The following is a 20509-nucleotide window of genomic DNA, read 5'->3' on the forward strand; positions in this document are numbered from 1 at the left end:
ACATTTTTAAGATTTTCCCTTTCGGTCAAATCTCAAAAATTGCTTGTTGGGGCAAGCCGCCCCAGACCCGGCTACTTCGGGCCAACTTGGCCCGAAGCTGTTGCGCTCCGCTTGTTTTTTTCTCATACCGTTACCGCTCCATTTCCTTATTTTTCATTGTGTCTGTCAAGCTGAACAGACGGTCAATATTGGCCTTTGCCGTGATAAGTTCCTGCATATCTTTTTTGGTCGCCCGGTATTCTCCGTAGGCGGCCTTTTTCTTTGCCGATAGTGTCTGATATTCTGCTTTAAGGGTATCCATCTTTGGAAGTTTTGCCCCGTTCAAAATCCTATCCATTGTAGCCCTTGCCGCCCGGTAGGTTACAATATCGGCTTCATGCTCCGCAAGATATTTGCGACTGTACTTTGTAGCTTTGTATCCCTCAAATACGGAACGGGTTTTTGCGTAATCAACCACCGCCGCTTTTAATTCCACATTGGTGCGTATAGCAGATTCAGCGGATTTTATGCTGTCCGAAAGTGTATGAAAACGGTCTGTAACCTCAGCGGCTTTTTGCTCTAACTGTTCATATTCCAACAGGTCATTTTCCTGCAAATATTGGAGTGTTGCAGCCATTTGCTTTAGGTTGAAGATTTTAGCCCACCGCTCATAGGCAGGGCCTTTTCCTGTTCTCATGCGTGATTGAATATCTATAATCAGATTGACTTTTCGGGAGGCCCCGGCTCGGCTTTCCGGCATAGAAGTACGCCCCTCAATGATGGCCTGTATATCCTCTACACCGTAACCCTTGCCAAGTGTAGAAGCCCGTAACCGGGTAAAGCGTTCCTGCCCCTCTACCCCAAAACTGATTGTACCGCCACGCCCATGTTTTATCTTGTAACCTGCCGCCAACATTAGTTGTAAAAAGCTGTCCATATCCGTTGGCTTCTGTGCAAGGCAAACATCAATTTGTGCCTTTAACCGCTCTTGAAAAGAGGGGAGTTTATCCCGGCCTTGCCATTCGCCATAATGTTTGAATTTGCCCTGGCTATGAAGTTTCGGATTTGTGATAACGGATAAATTGTATTCAAGGCATACCCGGTCAGACAAGCGGCGAAATGCCCGTGCCGAACCGATAAAATCCCGAAACTTTCGGGTGCAGTCCAGTGAAGTTGAATTATAGTAAATATGGCAATGCGGGTGGGGGCGGTCAATATGGGATACCACGAAAAAGGCATGTTTGCCTTTTGTCCATCGCATAGCAACGTCATAACTGATTTTGAGGGCTGTTTCTGCGTCTATCTCTCCGGGCGGGAACGCCTGCCGAAGCTGATAATATAAAACATCATTTTCACTTTTCTGCTCCCGTCCAGTAATCACCTTATACTTTGCTTTGGAAAGCAAAAATTCTGCGTCGGCTGTGGCGGGATCACATTCATAGGCAAGTATCAAATCGCCGTTACGGGTCTTATCAGGATTTTTTCCATAGTCAAATCCATCTTTCAAAGTTTCCATAATGGTTTTTCCACTCCCAATATGGCGGGTCATAAGGCGTGTGGTTGCCAAGAGCATACCTCCTTTCCTGCAAAAAATAACTTCGGGCCAAATTGACCCGAAGTTGCCTTGACCATTCTGTTTTTATCTTTATCCCATAATATAAAGCTGAAGCCGGTTGCTTAATCTCTCTATGCCATCTATCAGCCATTCCGCAATCGCCTGTATTCCAAAAGGAGAAAGCAGGAAAGCAAACACCATGACCCATATACAGTTATTGAGCGTACAGCCCGTGACAAACATGGCAATCGAGAGCAAGCCTAAAATCCCCGACAGAACGGTAAGAACGCTTGACGCAAAGCAGAACAGAAAGCGTATGATTGCACCGAACAGTGTCAGCACGATTGCAAACGGTATTGCTATTATTTTTCCTATTATATTCATAATAAAGGCTCCTTTCAAGGTAGGATTGTAAAGTTTATTCCTACCTATATTTTACCATGTCCCAAAGGGTACAACAATGTTGTCGAGGAGACAGAAATCTCGTCTTTAGACTTCGGGCCAACATGGCCCGAAGTGGCAGAAATAAAGTAGATGCGATTGCCCTTGTGAGGCCATCGCATCTACTTTATTTCTGCTCTGTATTCTTATTGTCTGATGGTACAAATTCCAGCAAGTCGCCAATTTCACAATCAAGCACCGTACATAACCGAGCCAGAACATCAATATCCAACCTGCTTATCGTGTTATTGCAGTAATTGTTAAGTTGAGTACGCTGCATTTCAGCTTTATGGCTTAATTTGTTTTTACTGAAACCTCTTTGTTCAATCAATTCATCCAGTTTGATTCTAATTGTTCCGTATTCCATTAAAGCCCTCCTCTTCATGTAAATTCTCCACATGGTTGACATATACAGTATGTACTAAGTAGAATAGGAAAGTAAGTTCTAACAAGTCTAATTAGACTTGTTGCACATGCTGATGAAAAGGAGAGAAAACAATGGATATTGGAAAAGCAAAAAGAGCAATCAAAAACCTTGCCAAGCAGAAAGGTATCAGTGAGGGCGAGGTGCGCCGTGAAATCGAAGTTGCCATAGCAGAGGGCATGAAAAGTCCTGAACCACAGGCACAGTCATTTTGGAAAACCATTCCCCATAAAGGAGAGAAACCAACTCCCGAAGAAGTAATTGCCTACATAGCAGATATGACAAAACAATAATATTCTAATAAAAATAGGGGAGCGATGGTAGAGTATGCCGCCGCTCCCCATTTTTTATAAAGCTGTAACCGTCGCCAGTTCTTTGAGAACATCGGAAACCCGGCTCCACAGTTCAGCATAGTCTTTTTGCAAAGCCGATATTTCAGACGGGTATATGCCATAGGTATTAGCGTGTATAGCAATCTGATTGAGGTTATTTGCGCATCTGCGTTGTAGAGAAACTAGTTCACGCACAGGCGCAAGGTCAACATTCAGCACATACCCATTGAGCGCCATTTTGCGGATATAGGCACTTAAATTTTGTGTTCCCGCTTCTTCCATGCGCTGCTGAATAGCGGTGTATTCTTCTTCACTCACCCATACATAGAGAGGAACGCCCCGCCTGCGCTTTCGTTGGCTCATCTGTCCTCCCGTTCCCGGCTTCTTCGCTTTGAGGGCGGTTCCTTTACCCGGTCTTTTGGTCTTTCTTCCGGGCGGGCCTGCGGCACAGGTAGAGGGGCATTATTGGGAATCCCATCAATCATGTTATAATTTTGCTCAGTGGAGAGTTCTGCATTTTTCAAATAGTTGTCTTTTTCCTGCATAGAAAATCGCTCCTTTCATAACTTCGGGTCAAGTTGGCCCGAAGTGCTATTGTTTGTTTCGCAATGTTACGAAGTTAGCCCTATTTTAAGGGATAGCGGACATTTATCCCTCCCCCCAAAAAACAGGAGCCGGAAAGCCACGGAAACCGTGGCTTTTTTCAGTGAACATCGTAACACTATACCCTTGATTTTTGCCGCTTCTTCCTCATACGTTCCCGGCTTCTGCGGCGGTTGCCCTCGTCCCGGCAACGCTCGGAACAATATGCCTGGCTTGTAACTGGAAGAAATACATTACCACAGACGGGGCAGACTTTTCTGGAAAGATAGGATTGGCCTGTCAGTGTAGATTCCAAAACCGGGTTCAGAGGAAGAACAGACTTTTCAAAATACTTGCAGTAGGAACCCGTCCACCACTTATCAAGCATATAGCACCTGCCATAATCCAGTGGCAAACAACAATGTTCTCCGTCATAGTTAGCGCACATACCAACCACAAGCCTGCGGATCGTTGCTCTTTCATGGCGGGTCAGTTCACGGGGCAATGCTCTGTCTACTTCCATAGGCGGTTACTTCGGGCCATGTTGGCCCGAAGCTGCCTCCCTCCGCGAAATAATCAAATCCCGGTAGCAAACACCCACACAGGAAATGCCATTCCAATAATTGCACTCCCGGCAGGGGGAGCCTTTCGGCGGTTTCGGCGATTTCTGGCGTGAGGGACGGGGCTTCTGCTTCATCATTTTTTCGTAGGGGCTGTTGGTAAAGTTCATTCCTCGTCCTCCCCGGTGCTTTCGTCTGTATCCCACGGCGGGGTATCGTCCTCCTGCTCACCATAAGGGTCGTCCTCATATTCGTTGTAATCATCATCTGCGGAAACGGCCTGCTCCTGCTTCGGGCGGTAAATCTTGAAGTAGTACCCGGCTCCGCCACCAACCAACACCGCAAGGGCAACAAAAATCATCATACCCATATTGCCGCCTTTTTCCGGTTCCGGGGTTGGTTCGGGGATTGGCTCCGGTGTCGGCTCAGTAGTGACAGGGGGTGTTGGGGCCACTTCTTCTGGCTCCTCGGATTGCTCCGCAAGAGCCAGAAGGTCTTTTTCTGTTACCGCATTAAGGAAGTACACATTTTCCTGCTCCCTTTGGCGGTCAATTACAAGATAAAATACGTTTTCGTTTGGGGTCATAATGGTAAAGAACTCTTTTCCATCTTCATCGGTAGCATTATCAACCACCGTTCCCGTTCCGGCAGGGGTAAAGGGATTGGGAGCGGCTATCGGCTCCGGGGCCGGGGTTTCCGTTGGCTCCGGGGTCGGTTCCTCACCTCCGGCATAGGCCACGGTACTAAAAGAGATTGTCAGCAAAAAGGCGACGCATAGCGCCGCCATCATACGATATTTTTTCATTCTTCGGTTTCCTCCTGTTCTTGATTGGTTGACTTCGGGCCAAGTTGGCCCGAAGTAGCACCGCCAGTCTTTGCGGTTTTTAGCAGGGTGGCGAGATCCGCAAGGGAAATATCCATGCCACGCACCGCCTCTACAATTTCCATATTTTCAAACTCGGTTTTCTGCTTTTCCAATTCCCGCAGTTTAGCTTGAAATTCGCTGATTTTTTCTTTGGTCTTGTCGATTTCCTTTTTCACACGTTCAATTTTTGCGTTCAAAATATCCCTCCGTTTCTGTTAATTCAACCGTCCAAAGGCGTAAAAGTGTTCCGTCCAATACCGGCTATTGGTGGAAGCGTAGCTGATAGGATTGCCACAGTGAATCATCATGCCATTGCCTACATAAATCCCAACGTGCGACACTGGCCCGGAACTGTCATAGGTTCCAGTGAAAAAGATAATGTCGCCGGGCTTTGCTTCGCCGGGGGGGATTTTTGCACACAGGTTGAAAATACCTTGTGCTGTTGTTCTTCCCACGCTGCCAACACCAGATTTGTTGATAACCCAACACACAAAGCCGGAACAGTCAAAGGACGTTGAGGGAGTGGAACCGCCCCAAACATAGGGAAAACCAAGATATTTTTCAGCTTCAGCAATCATGGCGGCAAACCTCGTATCGTTTAAGGCTTCGGGCGGTATGTCATAATCGGTGTATTCTCCGGCGGTGTAGATATTGCCCTCAAAAAGATTAGGGCGGTTGCCTTTGGTCTTTTGATAGACAAGATAGCGTTCTGTCTGCTCCGGGTCGAGATTGGCAAGAGCCACAGCCCCCAATGACCTATTGCGTAGGGCTACATTGAGGATATAGTAGTCATAGGGAACCTCCACCGTGTAAGTGTCAGAGTGGGTTGTGGTTTCCCCGGTTTCGGGGTCTGTTTCTGTCCATGTATCTGTCCGGGTTTCTGTACGGTAGCGTACTTCCACAGTTTCCGTGATGGTAAGTTTATACTGCTGTTCCAAAAGGAATTGTAATTCTGTCCTTACCTTTGCCGAGTTATATCCATCGAATCTTGCGGTCAGATAAGAAGCCAGTTCAAAAGGGTCATGCCCGATTTCATCTACCGAATAGCGGTACTCGTCATAGCCGGGATAATCCCTTTCAATATGAGCCAGTTCTTCCCGCAGGCCGCTTTCCAGTATGGTATAGTCTGATTCCACCGTCTGCATATCGCTGTCCGATGAAACGTAGGAAGTACCGTCCACCGCACCAAGCAAACCGTTTCCGATAGAAGTAACCCCCGCCATGCAGGACTGCATGACGATAATCAGCAGGAACGCACAAGCGATTATCAGCATAACTTTGGGATTGCTCCGCACATAGTTCCATGCGGCTCCGGCTATATTTTTTGCTGTAACTGCTGTTTTCTTTGCCGCTTTTGCGGTTTCTTTTGCCTGCTTGCGGTATTGCTTTTTCAACCGCTGTTTTTGCAAATACCGGGAAACGGGGTTGCTTTGTAAAGAGGGATTTTCCTGCACAAGCTGACGGTAGGCATAATCGGCTTTTGAATTGATGGTCTTTTTCTCCCACTTGCGAACCTGCCGGGCAGGGCGGGTACGGATACGCTTTTGAACAAAACGTGTACTGCCCCGGACGGTATGCTCCCCGGCAAGTTCCGTTTTGTGGGCGGCCTCTATGCCTACATTTTCACGCTCCACCTCACGGATTTTACCATGCACATACAGACGGGTCTGATAACCAACCGCCCGCCCTATGGTCTTTATCGGGCCGGGGCGCTTCGTGGGCTTCTGATTTTCCAGTTTATCACGGGCTTTCTCCAATTTATCGCCGCTCTTTTCCATACGGAGTTTGGATTTCTCCATGCGCTTGCCATCTTTCCTTGATTTTTTATCGGCGGGACCATCATGGGGAGCGGTTTTATCGGGTGAGGGTTCCCCCTCTTGCCGCAGGCGGTCAGAGGGGCGGGGCCTTTTGCTGTCCTGACGGAATTTACCCGACTTCGGGCCAACATGGCCCGAAGTGATAGGGCTATCCTCTACTGGCGTAGAAGTATCCGTTTCCTCCGGGATCGGCGGGGATTTGTTGAGGTCAGCATTGGTTTTTACAAATCGTTTGCCGCCCTTTACAACCGGCTTTGACTTCGGGCCAACTTGACCCGAAGTTGCCGCCGCTTCCTCATGCTCAAACCGCAAGCGGCCCGATGGGCCACCCCGGCTGTTATCACGCATTGGCGGCCTCCTTTGCTATATCCTCCGGGCGAGTAGTAAGTAAGCGGTATATCTCCGTGTTTTTCGGGAAACGGTCAACAAACGGAATCGTCGTATTTCCAAAGAACAAAAGCCCCTCCCCGGAATTGCTATGGGCGATATAGGATAGCTGATGTTCGGAAATGCCGAGTTGCCGGGCGAGGATAACCCGGTCAGCTTGTGCCTGTGCCAATAGAATCATAAAATCACTGTTGTCAAAAATATTTTCTACTTCACGACTGGCAAGCAGGTCTTTCACATTTTGGGTCAAGGCCGATGGAACGCAAAACTTCTTCCTCAGCATTTTCCAAGTGCGGACGAAATAACTGGCACTAAGGGCGTCTTGCAGGAGAATATGAAATTCGTCGTAATAGCACCATGTAGCAAGGCCCGCCGAAAAGTTTTCGTCAACGGCCTGCGTCACAAGTTCATTCGTGATGTGCATGGCAATCTTGCGTAGGTTTTCGCCCATGCTTTTCAGCACGATACAGGTAATGCGGCGACCTGTTTGTACGTTAGTAGCATGATTGAACATATTGAGGGAGCCGGTGCAGTAAAGTTCCAGAGCGGTTGCCACCCGCTTTGCTTCCGGCTCCGGCTGTTGGCACAGAGTTTCATACAGGTCTTGCAAGAGGGGCATTTTACTGTTGGCGATACCGAGAGCGAGTTCACGGTACACAAGGCGCACACAACGGTCAATCACAGTCTTTTCGATAGGCTGTAAGCCCTCTTTGCCACCAATGATAAGTTCACACAAGGACAATAAAAAATCCGCTTTCATTGAAAGCGGACTGTCCTCTCCAAGCATATTCAGTTTTAAGTCCATTGGATTGATGTGGTTTTGACTGTCGGGGGAAATGTCGATAACCTCTCCACCAAGCCTTTTTACCAGTGGCGCATATTCGCCCATCGGGTCTACAATGATAATTCGGTCTTTTGTGGTAAGGAATACGTTAATAAGTTCCCTCTTTGCCGCAAAAGATTTTCCCGAACCAGTAGAACCGAGATATAAGCCGTTGGCAGATTTCAATTTTTTGCGGTCTGCCATAATAACATTGTGGGAAAGGGCGTTCATGCCATAGTAAAGAGCCTGACCGCCCATGCGGAGTTCCTGCGTCATAAAGGGTACGAAGATGGCGGTACTGCTCGTTGTCATTCCCCGTTGTATCTCGATACCGTTATACCCAAGCGGCAGGCTACTCATAAAGCCTTGTTCCTGCTGAAAATCCAGACGTTTCAGAAAACAGTTGTACTTTTGTGTAATGCCGGACACCGTGAAAATATCGTTTTCAAGCTGTTGCCTTGTAGGTGCGGTGTTTACCACAAGAAAGGTAAGCAGGAACATTCTTTCATTGCGATTTTGTAAATCAGCCAAGAGAGCCGCTGCGTCCTTGCTGTATGTCATCAAATCGGGCGGTAAAATATCAATGTCATACCCGGAACGTGCCGCCTTTTTTTGCTCGTCCATTTTCATTCGGTCAATGTCACTTAATTTTGCCTTTACCGTTTTTACTGCCTTTGTCTGGTCTACCGTCTGAACGTGCATAGTAATGGTCATTTCTGCGTCCACTTCCAGTAGTTCAGCTAACAGCTTGTCAGAAAGTTCAGAAGCCATAATCTGTATATACATAGCGGCTCCCCAAGTCTGCCCGACACGGAAAAAGCGGCTTTGCCGAAAATCAAATGAGGTCGGAGCGATAAAATCTTTTGTCCCCATGCCGGTTTTCGGTATCATATCCCATGAAAAACGGAATGGTTCTCTACCGCCGGGGTGCAACTGGCTGTGTATCACTTCCAGACGTTCCCGCCCGGAGAGGGAAGCCGATTGCACACCAAGTTTCTTAAAGTTTCCCACAATGTCAGATTCGATACGCTCCAAGCGTGGCCGGGCCGTTCCGATCCCGTCCGCATGAATCCCAAACGTGATATATTTGGAGCGGACAATACCGTTATTGCTTTTGACAATTTGCCCGGTCAGCATATCGGTAAATTCTCTGCGAATATTATTAAATTCATCGTCCTGCGGGGGAATGTTTACCGTGTACTGGTTTTCGGGCCGGGAGCGATGGTTGATAAAAGAAAGCTGAAAGGGCAAGGCACTGTCAAAATAGTTGAGGAACGAACAGTAGCCATCAAAAATAGTACTTTGGTCATCTGATGAAGCTACGGAATAATTGATGTCCTCATAGGAAAGTGTTTTAGTATAGTAACCCTCCCGCACCTTGCAAATACCGTCCCGGAGCATTTCTTTATAGGGGATTGTCTGTTGTGCCGACTGCGGCCCACGCTGTTTACGCTTTCCGCTTTTGGCGGGAGCGGACGGGCTTTTTCTTGTTTGTGTCAATCTGCTGTACCTCCTTTCCGGGGTTGCTTAAATAAGCATAGATATTTTGGGTCTGATATGGCCTTGTGCCGGGCCATAGGAATTTGGAGCGGACAATATTCCTCACTACCTTTTCAAAAGGCAGTCCGTCACGCTCGTACATGGCAATCAAAAAGCATGGGAGCATAAGGGCAATCATCAAAAACATAGCCCCAGTGCTGCCGATGGCGGAGCGGGCAAACAGATAGGCGGGTATGCCAATAACCCCCGCCGCTCCGAAACATAGAAGCTGGCGCTTCGTGAGATTGAACGCCACTTTAGTTTTTATTTTCGATAGGTCATTTGGTACACTTACATAAGCCAATGGGTAAAATCCTCCTTTCTGACTTCGGGCCAAGTTGGCCCGAAGTGTCAGCGTTCAGCATTGTGGGCCGGGACAGCCTGCCGGGCGGAAACTTTCTCCATTCCGGCCTGTCTGACCCGCCAATAGTCCGGGTTGTATTCCCGAATAGAGTTATTGATGTTTTCTTCAAAGGCAGCCTTATTTTTTATGCGGTCAGGTACACTCCATAATTTTTTGTCCAGAAGTTCCCGCAACACAATACTTTCCTGCGAATCCTCCTCAAAGCAAAGGTATCCACCATGCCGAAAACCGCATTTTTGAGCGGCAGGGGAAAGCATAGTGGACACCTCGTTGGAAACAAGCGTACCGCCATGACTGGCGGTACTTACAAGGAATACACCGGGGCAGAGAACATCACAGGTTTCAACTTCGCCCCAGGGCGATTTTTCCGGCTGTTGGTACATGAACAATCCTCCTTTCCACTTCGGGTCAACATGGCCCGAAGTTAGCGTTCTGCATTTTTTGCTTTGTCGGCCTTTGCAGGAGCCGAACGTTCAGCGTTGTCCTTTGCCGCCTGTTTTTTTCCTTCGGCAAGCTGTTCCGGGATAGACTGTTTTTCGGGGACAGCGGCGGCACGGGCCTTTAACTTCTCTATCTCTGCATGATAGGCCGCAACCACAGCCCCGGTCAGCTCCGCACGAAATTCCTTTGTGATAGGCTTTGCGGTATCACGATAGCCGGTAGGGCTGTTTTTATCCGGTTTGCTCGGCATACCTATAAACAAGCCCTTGTCACTCTGTAATATCTTAAAATCTTCAATCACAAAACTGTCATTGATTTTTAAGTTGGCAAACCCTACAAGGTTTCCCTTTGGCTCGATGGGCCGGGCAGTAACGTCAAGTTTCATCGGCATTGCCACCTGTTCCGTTTCCTGCGGGATATTGGTTTTATCATCGTTCATATTGAAATAACTCCTTTCTCACTTCGGGTCAAATTGGCCCGAAGTCCTTAATGCGCTCCAAAGACGGATTTTGCAAGACTTCCGGTTTTGAACAAAGTAAAACATAACAGTACCGTATAACCCATGACCTGCCACACCGCACCGATAGGATCGCCACTGGTGGCAACACTTTGAATCAGCACCGCATAGATCGCTACACATACCAAAATCAAAAAGCCTTGAAAGCCAACTGCCAACAAGGACTTAAAATAGTTCTGTCCCATGCTGCCGATTTCCCGGTTTACTACCGTTGCCATTGGGAGAGGGGCCAGACTGGAAAGCATATAAATTTCCAACATACGCCCATACACAATTACAAAAATAACAATGCCTATAGCTTTCATGGTAAATCCAAGAATGATAGTTTGAAGCCACAAGCCAAGCAGGGGGCCGATTTCCATGCCCTGCAAAGTTGTTTCAAGACTGTTCATCATATCGTCACTTACATTGGTACTGCCTTGTATCAAGCCTCCGGCGTTACTCACTACGCTCTGCGCCACATCAAATACTGCCATGACGATGTTGAACGTATTGGAAAGTATGGTTACAGCAATAAAGGTCTTGAAAATCCATTTGAAAAATATCCATGTATCAATGTCATGTAGGTTATTGCGGTCAATTATCATCTGAATCAGTTCATAGCACATGACAAAGGTTAAGACGATACCCGCAATCGGTAATACAACCGTTTCGGAAAGCTGACGTATCATGGAGAACACCCCGGCGTGCCATGCCGCCGGGGTGGTTCCCACTTGTGTCGCAATCTCTCCGACCCGGTTGTTTACATCAAGAAAAACCCCCTCTAGGTTGCCCATGATACCGTCAACCAGAAGATTTTTTACCCATTCGTTAATCCAGTCGGTGAGAAAATCCATAGGCGTTTACCTTAAAACAGAGTAGACAGCAGGGGAACGAGAGTGGTTCCAAGCAGGATAACACCGCCCCCGGCCATCAACTGTTTAATCCCTTGTGACTTAGCCGCAGGGTTATCTGACCCGTAGCCCTCAAGCAGATTGATAACGCCCCATACGGCAAGGCCCGCACCAAGAGCAACAACAAGGGTCTGTAATGTAGAAACTGCACTCGTGAAAAATTGCATAATCAAATACCTCCATATTTTCATTTTGTTTTTGGGTACAAAAAAACCGCCATTTCTGGCGGCTCCACTTCGGGACAACTTGGCCCGAAGTTCCATATTTAGTTTTATCAAGGGTTAAGGGGGCGCACGAACCATAAAAATCACCTTCTTTCTCGTTGTTTTGTGGGGAATTTTGCTTTATAATGAAAGCAACCGCTTACATAACAAGTGGTTGTTGAATATTAGTAATTATTACATATAAAATTGAGAGATTATAGTTTAGCAATAGCACTTGGTTGGCATGTGATAATAGACTGAACATAGCGCCATATTATGCGCAAGAGGGAGGGGTTAAATTGCAAGTTGATATAAAGAAATTAATTGAACAAAATCATATCATTATCTGCGACACAAATATATTTTTACATATATATCGGTATTCACCGGAATTTTCCGATTTTGCGTTGCGCTGTATGCAGACAATTTACTCATCAATAATAATTCCATCTACTGTCAGGTACGAATTCCTTAAACACTATCGTGCTTATTTTGGTGATATGGAAAAGCGTGTTCGACGTGTAGGCGACGACGCAAAGAGCCAAATAAGTATTGCCGCACGCAAGGTTCTGAAAATGTGCGATAATCTTCAAGCACTACAATATCCAGACGTAGCAGAGCTGCGACATGATTTATCAAATAAATTTGACGAGTTGCTTACTATTCCAGAAGTATTTTTTGAAGATAGAACAATCCTTGATTTTATTGCTAATCCGTGGGGTGGAAATAATTTAGTCTACGACTTGGTAGAAAAAATCATAAATGATTCCCACGCTATGATAGCGGTAACTCAAGAGGAAATTTATCAAATTTGCGAGGAAGGTGAACGGCGGTATAAGGCAGAGCCGCAAATTCCTCCCGGATTCAAAGATTCAAAAAGCAAGGACGGCGTTAGAAAGTATAGTGACTTAATTATGTGGAAAGAAATTATTCGTTACGCAAAGGATAATGCTGTAAATGTAATATTTGTAACGGATGATGTTAAAAGCGATTGGTGGGTTGAAAATGGCGTTCAGAAAAACTTTCATCCCTATCTGTTGCATGAATTTAAAAGTGAAACAGGAATGGAAATTGTTCCGTTGACTTCACTTGACTTCTTTGCCGATGTATCCGCTTGCTATAACATTTCACAAACAGATGCAGTTGGAATCGCATTACAAATGACTGATTCAGACTACTTTGAGAGAGTAAACGAAGCGGTTTTCGACAGTATTAGTGATACCTTGTCGCTTTCAGGAGAAGATTATATTGAACCATCGGCTCATATTGGAACAAATGGGATTGATGAACTTGAAATAACCGAACAAGAATTTATATCGGCTGAACAGGTACAAAGAGGTCAAGACACCATCACGTATGTTTTCACATTTTGGGTAGAAGCGGATGCCACATCTTTTGACTATTGGGGGCGTGATGATGACACAAAGGAAATTCTTTTAGGCCCTGCGGGTTCTCATACTTTTGAAGGCAAAATTAGTGTGGAAGTGATACGAGAAGCTGATATGTACCTTGATTTTGAAGCCGATAATGGATTTGAAAAAGCCACCATTCTTACTGGCAATCTTAAAGAGACGGCGTATCAACCTCTATTTGAGGAAGATGACGATGAATACTTAGAGGGTGCCTATAATACCTGCCCAGATTGTGGACATAAAATAAATTTTGAAAATGATGGTGGAAATGGGTTTTGCATCAACTGTGCGCCAAACCATTAAAAAAGTGGGGTGCAATCAACGGTTAGCATATATTCAAGTGCGCATAATCTCTATCTTACTAAGAAAAGTTCCGTTATTGATTAGCTTTCTTTGAAGATGCTATTGAATTTCGCAGTTTGCTTATAATTACCCGCCAGATATAAACCTGGCGGGTAATTCCTACTTCGGGCCAAGTTGACCCGAAGTTATGCAAACGCTTCCGGGTCGTCCACATCATCATAGTTGAGAATGTCCTCGTTCTCGTCCAAGACGGTGGTTTCCTCAGTAGCGTCTACTTCGTAAACGGTATATTGCTCATTGGGATTGAGCCTTTTTATACGACGATTTACCAGTTTTGAAGCGTCAAACGTTTTACGCTTATCAGCTTCGGCGGTAAACCTATAATTGGGGTGCTTTTTAAGGTCATATTTAGGAGAGAGGAAAGGACGCAGGCCCCGAAGCTGTAAGATACACTTATCGCCCGGCATGGTAGTCAATTCGTCCATTGTCATTAGTTCCTTACCAAGCCGTTGCATATTCTGTCCGTAGCTTTCTGACTGGCCCCGTGTCCGGCTTTCCGTCTGCATGGAGATTGTTTCTTTTCCCAATATCTCCGAAAGTTCCTTAATAGTGGAGTGTTCCCGCCCGCCGAGAAATACAACCGAATCCATATTGCCCATGATGGTTTCCGCATGGTCTTTATATAGGGCTTTCAACTGGCTCTGCGCTTGTAAAAACAGGCACAAGGAGATTTCCCGTGAGCGAATGACTGCACAAAGTTTTTCAAGTTGTGGAACCTGCCCCGTGTTGGCAGCCTCGTCCCATAGTACCCGCACATGATGGGGCAATCTGCCCCCATGTACCGTGTCTGCCCGTTCACACAAAAGATTGAACATCTGCGAAAAGGCAAGGGCTACGATGAAATTGTAGGTGGTGTCCGTATCGCTGATGATAAAAAAAGTTGCGGTTTTCCTGTCGCCCATGCGGTCAAGTTCCATTTCATCATAACTCATAATCTCCCGAAGCTGTCCAATATCAAACGGGGCCAGTCTGGCCCCGCAGGAAATAAGGATACTCTTTGAAGTTTTTCCACTGGCAAGTTTGTATTTTTTGTACTGACGGACAGCAAAGTGGTTGGGATTGCGCTTCTCCAAGCCAATAAACATATAGTCCACGGCATTTTTGAAATTTTCATCATCTTCCCTTGTTTCCATGCTGTTGAGCATATCCACAAGAGTATTGATATTGCGTTCTTCCTCCGGCCCCTCAAAGACGATATAGCCGATTAGGGCGCAGTAAAGGAGGGTTTCCGCCTTTGTCCAAAAGGGGTCGCCCTCCTTACCATCGCCTTTTGTATTTTCAATCAGAGCGTTTACAAACTTCAAAATATCGCTTTCCGTTTTGATGTAGGAAAGTGGATTGTAGTGCATAGACTTTGAAAAGTCCACGCTATTGAACACCTTTATTTTATAACCCTGTGCCTTTGCCGAAAGAAAAGCGCCTACCTGCCCCAAGATTCCGCCTTTTGGATCTACCACAACATAACTACTATGGGCTTGAAGCAGGTTAGGGGTCAGCCAAAAGCGGGTTTTTCCGCTTCCACTGGAGCCTATAACACAGCAATTAAGATTTCGGGCGTTGGCGGGGTTTTTGGGCCGGGTGTTCATGGTAAGAAACTCCGTGCCGGTCAGTATGACGTTGTTCCCGAATTTCGGGTCGATAAAGGGCTTTATGTCCTTTTCCGTTCCCCACCGGGCCGAGCCATATTCCACATCCTTTCTGAATTTTTTTGCCTTTTTTACCTTGTTCCATACTATTAGCCGGATAATGACCGCCCCGGCAAGGCCAACAAGCCAATCGGACAGTATAGGACCCGGCGCTATGGATTCAAACGCCGGGCCTATAGTTTTGACCATTCCTATCAGCTTATTGCCAAAGTCCGCACCGGGGGCCATGCGGTAGGCTGTGCCAAGTTTCAGAAAGAACCAAAGCACAAACAGGTAGGGAAAATTAGGGATAAGGTACTTTCTGATTTTATCGTTCATTCCGCACCGCCTCCCTTTTTCGTTCCTGTTGGCGGGGCTTTGTACGCTCTTTATCTGCAAATTGTTTAAGCTGTTGCAGGATAGAGGGGCGTTTGTGTTTGCCCCGGCTCATTACCAGTTTTGTATATTCGCCAAAACAGGCTGTAATAGCGTCAGCCTGCCCGGCCTTGAAAAATAGTAGGTATTTATTCGGCCCGGTTTTATGAAACGCATAATCTACGTTATATTTCCGGGCCACTCTGTCAAACAGACGGGTATCCCCCGAAAGGTCAAGGCTATTTGTAGAAACTCCGTGGTTCATCAGCTTCTTTACACTTTGTTTGCCTTGTGGTGTCTGTCGTTTTTGATACCCTTTCTGCATTTGCTGAAGTGTTGACGCCAAAACTTTTGCTAATGCCCGGCCCGTCAGCTTTGAGGCATTGACCGATAGGGCAACCGTCCTGCGTTCTATATCTTCTTGCATGAAAACCTCCTTTCCTGCCAAACATAGCAATCACACAAGCGGGAGGACTTCGGGCCAAGTTGACCCGAAGTGATTTACCTCTCCGCACTGGCAGGGCGGGGCCGCTCTGCGGTAGGAGCGTCTTTTGTTTCCTTTTCCACCTTTTGACTATGGGTATTGAGGGCTTCCCGGATAGACGGTTTTTTCTCTGCCGCCCGTTCTTCAAGCCGGATCATTGCGCCGATGGCTTTTTCCACACTCTTTTTCATATCAGCAAGGTGGGAACGCTCGGCCCGGTATGGAGATGATATGGCAGCCGCCACCTTACCCGTTGGTTGTGCTTTCTGTATGGATTCCTTTCCAAGCATGGCCCGGCCCATATTTTTTAAATGCCGCCCGGCTTCATGGTATTCGGTGCTGATGGCTTCTATTTTGGCAATAGCCTTATCATGGGAACGGATATTGCTGTCCAAGTTCTCCCGCATAGATTCCAACATGGGGCGTACCTTGAAAAACCGGGCTACATTATCCAATGCGGAAATGCCCTTTTCCTTAAAGGCAGCAAGGGCATTTTTACATCCGTCTATGATATTCTGCTTTAGCCCAGCAAGCCGTTCCCGCAGGTCGAGTACCTGCCCCTGCATGGAGATAACCGCCTTTTGCATGGTGGATTTTACAGGGTGGTTCTGTTCCTGCGCCGCTTGAAGTTCCTGGCGCATGGCGGCAAGTTCTTTCACGGCGGTGTCAAGCTGACGTTCCATTGCACCCACTTGCTGAAGCACAGCAAGAAAATCCTTTGCAGATGGGGCATTGTTTTCCCGCAGGATTGCCAGAAGTTCCTTGACGTATTTGTTTTCTGCAATGGGTTCATTAGTAGAGTTCTTTTTTGCCATTGGGTTTCCTCCTTTCCAGACTTCGGGCCAAGTTGACCCGAAGTGATTTTAACGCTCCGCACTGGCAGGATGGGGGCGTTCATGGGCGGTATGGGTGCTTTTGCTCATTGTCTGTTGATAGCTTTCCAATGTTTTCTTAATGGATTTTTCTGGTTCGGGATAAGCGAAAACACGGTATTCCTCCGGCAAATCATCCCGGCCACAGTAATAATCTGTATGGCTGTCACCAGTTCGTACCACATAACCCCCATCAACAAAACGCCCGTCCTCGTCCATGTCCATATCCCGACCATAGGCTTCGTAATCAATGTAATTTTTTAAATGCTCCGGCACTTCCATAGTACACATTTCCTCAATGTAATACCGGCCCAAATCTTCCTCGTCCTCAATGCCCGGATAAAGTTCAAAACAATCCAGATTTTGAGCAAGATTGATTAAATCCTTAACGCTGTTATACTCTCCGAAGTCCACGACGGCGGTAAACTTCTCTAGTTCCCACTCCTGCATATCGTCCAGCAGAGAAGCCAAGTAATTCAGTTCATCAATACTTTCGTATTCACCCAAACATTTACATAGGCCCGGAATGTCCGTTTCATAACTGGCAATAAAAATTTCCTCATAACGTACTCCGTCAATGCCAATTCGTTTCAAAAGAGCCTGCACTTCCTCGGTGGTGGTAGGAAATTTTAGAGGTTCGCTGATTAAATAGTTTTCGTTGTATCTGCCGAGATTGGTAATATAGGCTTCAATCATGGGAATTTTCACGTCCCTGCGTTTTCACGGTTAAAATCCCATTGAGGGTAGTTGCCGTAATATTCAGCCGTCCTGCAATGGCAATATCGTTTTTTACAGCTTCGTCCACCGCCTCCCCGCATACAACAAGCACATGAGAGCGGCGAAGCAGGTCACGCCCCATATCAATACCGCTTTTGTGTTCTTCCGGGATTGCAGTATTCAAAAACAGCGAGAGATACAGACAAGGGCAGAGCGGGGAAAAACCAGCTTCATAAGCCGCCCTGCAATACTGCACCGCCTGTTGCATATCAGCGTTATAATCGCCGCTCCATGCGGCAGTAATATATGCTAAAGGTCGTTTCATTTTATAAGCACCTCCGTTCATGTTGCGTTAATTGGTCAACCTATCCCCCCGCCCTTTCCACTCTTTGGAAAGGGAGCGGCTCAAAGGAATATATATCCCCGTCGCTTGACTCCTTAAAGCATAACAGGGAGAAGCCAGTCAAGGGTGCGAAGCACCGCCTATGGCGGCAAGCCCTTGACTGACTTTCCCGGTTATGCTACTCCATGATTGGCAACGGGGAATATATTATATCCTTAGAGCTTCGGGGTGCGGGGCAGCGCCCCGCATAACGGACTTCGGGCCAAGTTGACCCGAAGTGTCTTTACTTCTCTTGCTCGGATTTCTTTTCCGGGGCTGAAATATCTTTCAGTTTATCCTTGTTTTCCTCAAGCAGTTTCATAATGGTATCTTTCATTTCACGGGGCGTTTTTTCCTTTCCGAAATACTGACCCAATTCTTGACTGGATAAAATCACTTTGTCTACCTCCTTTTTTTCTTCGAGCATGATACCGTCGATCATATCAGGGTTTAACAGCTTCTTTTGGTCAAGGTCACGCATACGCTGCGCCTGTGAGAGAGAGGGAGCCGACTGCTGACCCTCAATGGCGATAGCGATATACTTCTGATTTTTAGGCTTGATAAAAGCCAGTTCCACAGCAGGAGTGAACGCAATTTTTTTCTCGTCCACCATTTTCAAAAGGTCGGGTACAAGTTCATTGAGTTTGATGTATCGCTGAACCTGCTTGACCGTCATTTTATTACGCTCGGCAACAACCTCATTGGAGCGTTGTCCGTTGCCAGTACGCACCCCCTGTTGTTTAATAGCTTCCAACTGCATTTGCAGGGCTTTGGCTCTCTCACTGGGCAGGATATTTTCACGCTGATTGGTATTATCCTCAACCATCTGCGTGATGGCCTGTTCATCAGTCAGATTACGGATAATACAAGGCATATCCTCAAATCCGGCTAGTTCACTGGCTTTCTGGCGTCGGTGGCCCGATACCATTTCATAGCCGCCGTCCTCACGGGGGCGGACAATGGCGGGTTGGGTAACGCCCTTGTCCTTAACACTTTCCACCATAGCTGCCATTTCATCATCATTTCTAACTTGAAATGGGTGGTCTTTGAAAGCGTAAAGTTCTGATAGTTTTAGATAGACAATCTGCTCCGGCTCGGTAGAACGTGGGGCTTCTTTCGGCTCCTGCGGCTGTTCCGGTTCGGTAGCATGAGGGGCTTCTTCTGACTCTTTTGGTTGCTCCGGGAGAGATGATGGCGTTGTTTTTTCGCCGGGAAATGGTGTTGGACTTTTTCCATCCAAAAAATCAATCACATTCTGTTTACGTCCTTTGCGGATTTGTGCGCCCTTTTGACCACGAGCAGAAAGTTCATCTTTTGTAGGTTTTTCAGTCTTAGAGCCTTTCTCCTGTTTATCTGAACGAGTGGTTTTCTTGCCTGATTTTTCGGCTGATATATCTGACGGGGTATTCTCAACTTCCTTCCCTGATTTTTCAGGACTCACTTCACCCTCGGTAAGAGAATCCTTTTCCAAAGCGTTTTGTTCCACTTCCTCTGTTGTCTTTTTCTCCGAAATAATCTCATTGATTTTATCAAAGGAAACAACTATATCACCGGGAGCAGGAACATTAAAAGTGATAGGCGGCTCCATTCCATTGTCATTGATTTCATGGGGAGCGGGTTCCTGTTCTTCTGAAACAATTTTATCGGTGGGAGTGGGAATATCAAGGGCAGGCGATTCCGTTCTATCGTTGCCGATTTCATCAGAAACGATTTCTTCCTTATGCTCCAATGCTGCCGTTTCCTCGGTTGTCACCTCCGGGGACAGTATACTGTCGGAAACTTCTTCCGTTTTCTGTTCCTCTGAAACAACTTCGTCACCGGGGACGGGAATGTCAAGAGAGGTAGGCGGTTCCAGTCCATCGTTTCCAACTTCATGTAAGGCCGCTTCGCCCTCATGCTCCAATACCACTATTTCCTCGGCTGTCATTTCCGGGGGTGGGGTACTGTCGGCAATTTCTGCCGCTTCAATGGGGGCAGTTTGCTCTTGTGTGGGGGCTTCATTTTCCGGTATGATTTTTACATCGTCCGGCTTGTTTTTCCTGTTTTTTGCCATGCGTTTACCTCCTGTTCTAATATTTAATGGCATGAAAAAAGGGCCTGACTTTTCAATCAGACCCAACGGGATATTTTTAATCCCTCCTTTCTGCTTCGGGCCAAGTTGACCCGAAGTGGCTATCTAAAACAGAAATACCGCCCCTTTGTCCTCATGGGCGGTATCCTGTGTAATGTGATAGCCAATATTTTATTTTTTTGCCCTTATAGTGGGCTGTTTTGTAGTTTCCTATTATATACGGTGCTACCGGTCCTACTGGCCCGGCTGGTACAATAGGTCCTACCGGTGCAGATGGCGTAACAGGCCCTACCGGCGCAACTGGCCCTACTGGGGCAACTGGTGCAGATGGGGCAACTGGTGCAGATGGCGCAACTGGTCCTACTGGCCCTACCGGCGCAGATGGTGCAACTGGTCCTACCGGCACAGACGGCGCAACTGGTCCTACTGGTGCAACTGGTCCTACTGGAGCAGACGGCGCGACTGGTCCTACTGGCGCAACTGGCG

At 46.9% G+C, this 20509-nt stretch carries 24 protein-coding genes and 1 pseudogene; 2 read left to right on the forward strand and 23 right to left on the reverse strand.

Translation table 11 applies throughout. The annotated features are described in order from the left end of the window. Positions 1–130: 130 nt before the first annotated feature. From A8805_RS06485 to A8805_RS06495, 3 genes are all read right to left on the reverse strand, one after another. Positions 131–1546 carry a relaxase/mobilization nuclease domain-containing protein gene (locus A8805_RS06485; protein WP_109709394.1) on the reverse strand — a complete coding sequence of 472 codons (1416 nt, stop codon included), beginning with the start codon at positions 1544–1546 and terminating at the stop codon, positions 131–133. A gap of 78 nt (positions 1547–1624) precedes the next feature. Further along, positions 1625–1918, reverse strand: coding sequence for a CD1845 family protein (locus tag A8805_RS06490; RefSeq protein ID WP_109709395.1), 294 nt, complete (start codon positions 1916–1918; stop codon positions 1625–1627). Positions 1919–2102: 184 nt separating this feature from the next. Beyond that, a complete protein-coding gene (locus A8805_RS06495) occupies positions 2103–2342 on the reverse strand; it encodes a helix-turn-helix domain-containing protein (RefSeq protein ID WP_109709396.1) in 240 nt (79 codons plus the stop codon). Positions 2343–2473: 131 nt separating this feature from the next. On the opposite strand from A8805_RS06495, the gene A8805_RS06500 reads away from it, so the two are divergent. After that, a complete protein-coding gene (locus A8805_RS06500; RefSeq protein WP_109709397.1) occupies positions 2474–2692 on the forward strand; it encodes a hypothetical protein in 219 nt (72 codons plus the stop codon). Between the two features lie 54 nt (positions 2693–2746). Here A8805_RS06500 and A8805_RS06505 read toward each other — a convergent pair whose 3' ends face one another. From A8805_RS06505 to A8805_RS06565, 13 genes and pseudogenes are all read right to left on the reverse strand, one after another. Beyond that, on the reverse strand, positions 2747–3094 hold the full coding sequence (locus A8805_RS06505) for a plasmid mobilization protein (RefSeq protein WP_109709398.1): 348 nt from the start codon (positions 3092–3094) through the stop codon (positions 2747–2749). Further along, complete coding sequence (locus tag A8805_RS06510) at positions 3091–3276, reverse strand: DUF4316 domain-containing protein (RefSeq protein WP_109709399.1); 186 nt, start codon at positions 3274–3276, stop codon at positions 3091–3093. Before A8805_RS06510 ends, A8805_RS06505 begins: the two co-directional genes overlap by 4 nt. 176 nt (positions 3277–3452) lie before the next feature. Beyond that, entirely contained in the window at positions 3453–3836 is a 384-nt protein-coding gene (locus A8805_RS06515; protein ID WP_109709400.1) for a cysteine-rich VLP protein, read from the reverse strand. Between the two features lie 6 nt (positions 3837–3842). Then, positions 3843–4079 carry a hypothetical protein gene (locus A8805_RS06520; protein ID WP_330405779.1) on the reverse strand — a complete coding sequence of 79 codons (237 nt, stop codon included), beginning with the start codon at positions 4077–4079 and terminating at the stop codon, positions 3843–3845. Continuing rightward, entirely contained in the window at positions 4040–4678 is a 639-nt protein-coding gene (locus A8805_RS06525; RefSeq protein ID WP_109709402.1) for a DUF4366 domain-containing protein, read from the reverse strand. Before A8805_RS06525 ends, A8805_RS06520 begins: the two co-directional genes overlap by 40 nt. After that, on the reverse strand, positions 4675–4935 hold the full coding sequence (locus tag A8805_RS06530; protein ID WP_109709403.1) for a DUF4315 family protein: 261 nt from the start codon (positions 4933–4935) through the stop codon (positions 4675–4677). The genes A8805_RS06525 and A8805_RS06530 overlap by 4 nt, the downstream gene beginning before the upstream one ends. An 18-nt stretch (positions 4936–4953) precedes the next feature. Further along, positions 4954–6903 (reverse strand): C40 family peptidase, encoded by a 1950-nt coding sequence (locus tag A8805_RS06535; protein WP_109709404.1) that lies wholly within the window; start codon positions 6901–6903, stop codon positions 4954–4956. Further along, a complete protein-coding gene (locus tag A8805_RS06540) occupies positions 6896–9265 on the reverse strand; it encodes a VirB4-like conjugal transfer ATPase, CD1110 family (RefSeq protein WP_181392758.1) in 2370 nt (789 codons plus the stop codon). The genes A8805_RS06535 and A8805_RS06540 overlap by 8 nt, the downstream gene beginning before the upstream one ends. Continuing rightward, a complete protein-coding gene (locus tag A8805_RS06545; protein ID WP_109709405.1) occupies positions 9213–9608 on the reverse strand; it encodes a PrgI family protein in 396 nt (131 codons plus the stop codon). Before A8805_RS06545 ends, A8805_RS06540 begins: the two co-directional genes overlap by 53 nt. 47 nt (positions 9609–9655) lie before the next feature. After that, positions 9656–10051: pseudogene (locus A8805_RS06550) on the reverse strand (DUF7007 domain-containing protein); the annotation flags it as partial. Positions 10052–10092: 41 nt separating this feature from the next. Next, positions 10093–10548, reverse strand: a complete 456-nt coding sequence (locus A8805_RS06555) for a SpoVG family protein (protein WP_109709407.1) — start codon at positions 10546–10548, stop codon at positions 10093–10095. 47 nt (positions 10549–10595) lie between these two features. Continuing rightward, positions 10596–11462 carry a VirB6/TrbL-like conjugal transfer protein, CD1112 family gene (locus A8805_RS06560; protein ID WP_109709408.1) on the reverse strand — a complete coding sequence of 289 codons (867 nt, stop codon included), beginning with the start codon at positions 11460–11462 and terminating at the stop codon, positions 10596–10598. Between the two features lie 11 nt (positions 11463–11473). After that, positions 11474–11686 (reverse strand): Maff2 family mobile element protein, encoded by a 213-nt coding sequence (locus A8805_RS06565; protein ID WP_109709409.1) that lies wholly within the window; start codon positions 11684–11686, stop codon positions 11474–11476. Positions 11687–12021: 335 nt separating this feature from the next. Between A8805_RS06565 and A8805_RS06570 the strand changes: the two genes are divergently transcribed. Continuing rightward, a complete protein-coding gene (locus A8805_RS06570; RefSeq protein ID WP_109709410.1) occupies positions 12022–13437 on the forward strand; it encodes a PIN-like domain-containing protein in 1416 nt (471 codons plus the stop codon). Between the two features lie 185 nt (positions 13438–13622). Here the strand turns inward: A8805_RS06570 and A8805_RS06575 are convergent, their stop codons facing one another. From A8805_RS06575 to A8805_RS22500, 7 genes are all read right to left on the reverse strand, one after another. Beyond that, complete coding sequence (locus tag A8805_RS06575; RefSeq protein WP_109709411.1) at positions 13623–15461, reverse strand: VirD4-like conjugal transfer protein, CD1115 family; 1839 nt, start codon at positions 15459–15461, stop codon at positions 13623–13625. Then, complete coding sequence (locus tag A8805_RS06580) at positions 15451–15924, reverse strand: PcfB family protein (protein WP_109709412.1); 474 nt, start codon at positions 15922–15924, stop codon at positions 15451–15453. Before A8805_RS06580 ends, A8805_RS06575 begins: the two co-directional genes overlap by 11 nt. Before the next feature lie 74 nt (positions 15925–15998). Further along, a complete protein-coding gene (locus A8805_RS06585; protein WP_109709413.1) occupies positions 15999–16796 on the reverse strand; it encodes a DUF6674 family protein in 798 nt (265 codons plus the stop codon). Between the two features lie 48 nt (positions 16797–16844). Then, the gene (locus A8805_RS06590; protein ID WP_109709414.1) at positions 16845–17549 is read right to left on the reverse strand and encodes an antirestriction protein ArdA; all 705 of its coding nucleotides are present in this window, start codon (positions 17547–17549) and stop codon (positions 16845–16847) included. Further along, on the reverse strand, positions 17542–17895 hold the full coding sequence (locus tag A8805_RS06595) for a hypothetical protein (RefSeq protein ID WP_109709415.1): 354 nt from the start codon (positions 17893–17895) through the stop codon (positions 17542–17544). The genes A8805_RS06590 and A8805_RS06595 overlap by 8 nt, the downstream gene beginning before the upstream one ends. Positions 17896–18196: 301 nt before the next feature. Then, the gene (locus A8805_RS06600) at positions 18197–19540 is read right to left on the reverse strand and encodes a ParB/RepB/Spo0J family partition protein (protein ID WP_242992301.1); all 1344 of its coding nucleotides are present in this window, start codon (positions 19538–19540) and stop codon (positions 18197–18199) included. A gap of 616 nt (positions 19541–20156) precedes the next feature. Continuing rightward, on the reverse strand, positions 20157–20509 hold a 353-nt coding region (locus A8805_RS22500; RefSeq protein ID WP_242992295.1), incomplete at its 5' end, for a hypothetical protein.

The organism is Faecalicatena contorta, from assembly GCF_003149105.1.
Lineage (GTDB): Bacteria > Bacillota > Clostridia > Lachnospirales > Lachnospiraceae > Muricomes > Muricomes contortus_C.

What these genes read in the sequence shown, in the direction of transcription:
- A8805_RS06490 (WP_109709395.1), bottom strand. Translation starts at nt 1,918, where the DNA reads ATGAATATAATAGGAAAAATAATAGCAATACCGTTTGCAATCGTGCTG.
- A8805_RS06495 (WP_109709396.1), bottom strand. Translation starts at nt 2,342, where the DNA reads ATGGAATACGGAACAATTAGAATCAAACTGGATGAATTGATTGAACAA.
- A8805_RS06500 (WP_109709397.1), top strand. Translation starts at nt 2,474, where the DNA reads ATGGATATTGGAAAAGCAAAAAGAGCAATCAAAAACCTTGCCAAGCAG.
- A8805_RS06505 (WP_109709398.1), bottom strand. Translation starts at nt 3,094, where the DNA reads ATGAGCCAACGAAAGCGCAGGCGGGGCGTTCCTCTCTATGTATGGGTG.
- A8805_RS06510 (WP_109709399.1), bottom strand. Translation starts at nt 3,276, where the DNA reads ATGCAGGAAAAAGACAACTATTTGAAAAATGCAGAACTCTCCACTGAG.
- A8805_RS06515 (WP_109709400.1), bottom strand. Translation starts at nt 3,836, where the DNA reads ATGGAAGTAGACAGAGCATTGCCCCGTGAACTGACCCGCCATGAAAGA.
- A8805_RS06525 (WP_109709402.1), bottom strand. Translation starts at nt 4,678, where the DNA reads ATGAAAAAATATCGTATGATGGCGGCGCTATGCGTCGCCTTTTTGCTG.
- A8805_RS06535 (WP_109709404.1), bottom strand. Translation starts at nt 6,903, where the DNA reads ATGCGTGATAACAGCCGGGGTGGCCCATCGGGCCGCTTGCGGTTTGAG.
- A8805_RS06555 (WP_109709407.1), bottom strand. Translation starts at nt 10,548, where the DNA reads ATGAACGATGATAAAACCAATATCCCGCAGGAAACGGAACAGGTGGCA.
- A8805_RS06560 (WP_109709408.1), bottom strand. Translation starts at nt 11,462, where the DNA reads ATGGATTTTCTCACCGACTGGATTAACGAATGGGTAAAAAATCTTCTG.
- A8805_RS06565 (WP_109709409.1), bottom strand. Translation starts at nt 11,686, where the DNA reads ATGCAATTTTTCACGAGTGCAGTTTCTACATTACAGACCCTTGTTGTT.
- A8805_RS06575 (WP_109709411.1), bottom strand. Translation starts at nt 15,461, where the DNA reads ATGAACGATAAAATCAGAAAGTACCTTATCCCTAATTTTCCCTACCTG.
- A8805_RS06580 (WP_109709412.1), bottom strand. Translation starts at nt 15,924, where the DNA reads ATGCAAGAAGATATAGAACGCAGGACGGTTGCCCTATCGGTCAATGCC.
- A8805_RS06585 (WP_109709413.1), bottom strand. Translation starts at nt 16,796, where the DNA reads ATGGCAAAAAAGAACTCTACTAATGAACCCATTGCAGAAAACAAATAC.
- A8805_RS06590 (WP_109709414.1), bottom strand. Translation starts at nt 17,549, where the DNA reads ATGATTGAAGCCTATATTACCAATCTCGGCAGATACAACGAAAACTAT.
- A8805_RS06595 (WP_109709415.1), bottom strand. Translation starts at nt 17,895, where the DNA reads ATGAAACGACCTTTAGCATATATTACTGCCGCATGGAGCGGCGATTAT.
- A8805_RS06600 (WP_242992301.1), bottom strand. Translation starts at nt 19,540, where the DNA reads ATGGAGCCGCCTATCACTTTTAATGTTCCTGCTCCCGGTGATATAGTT.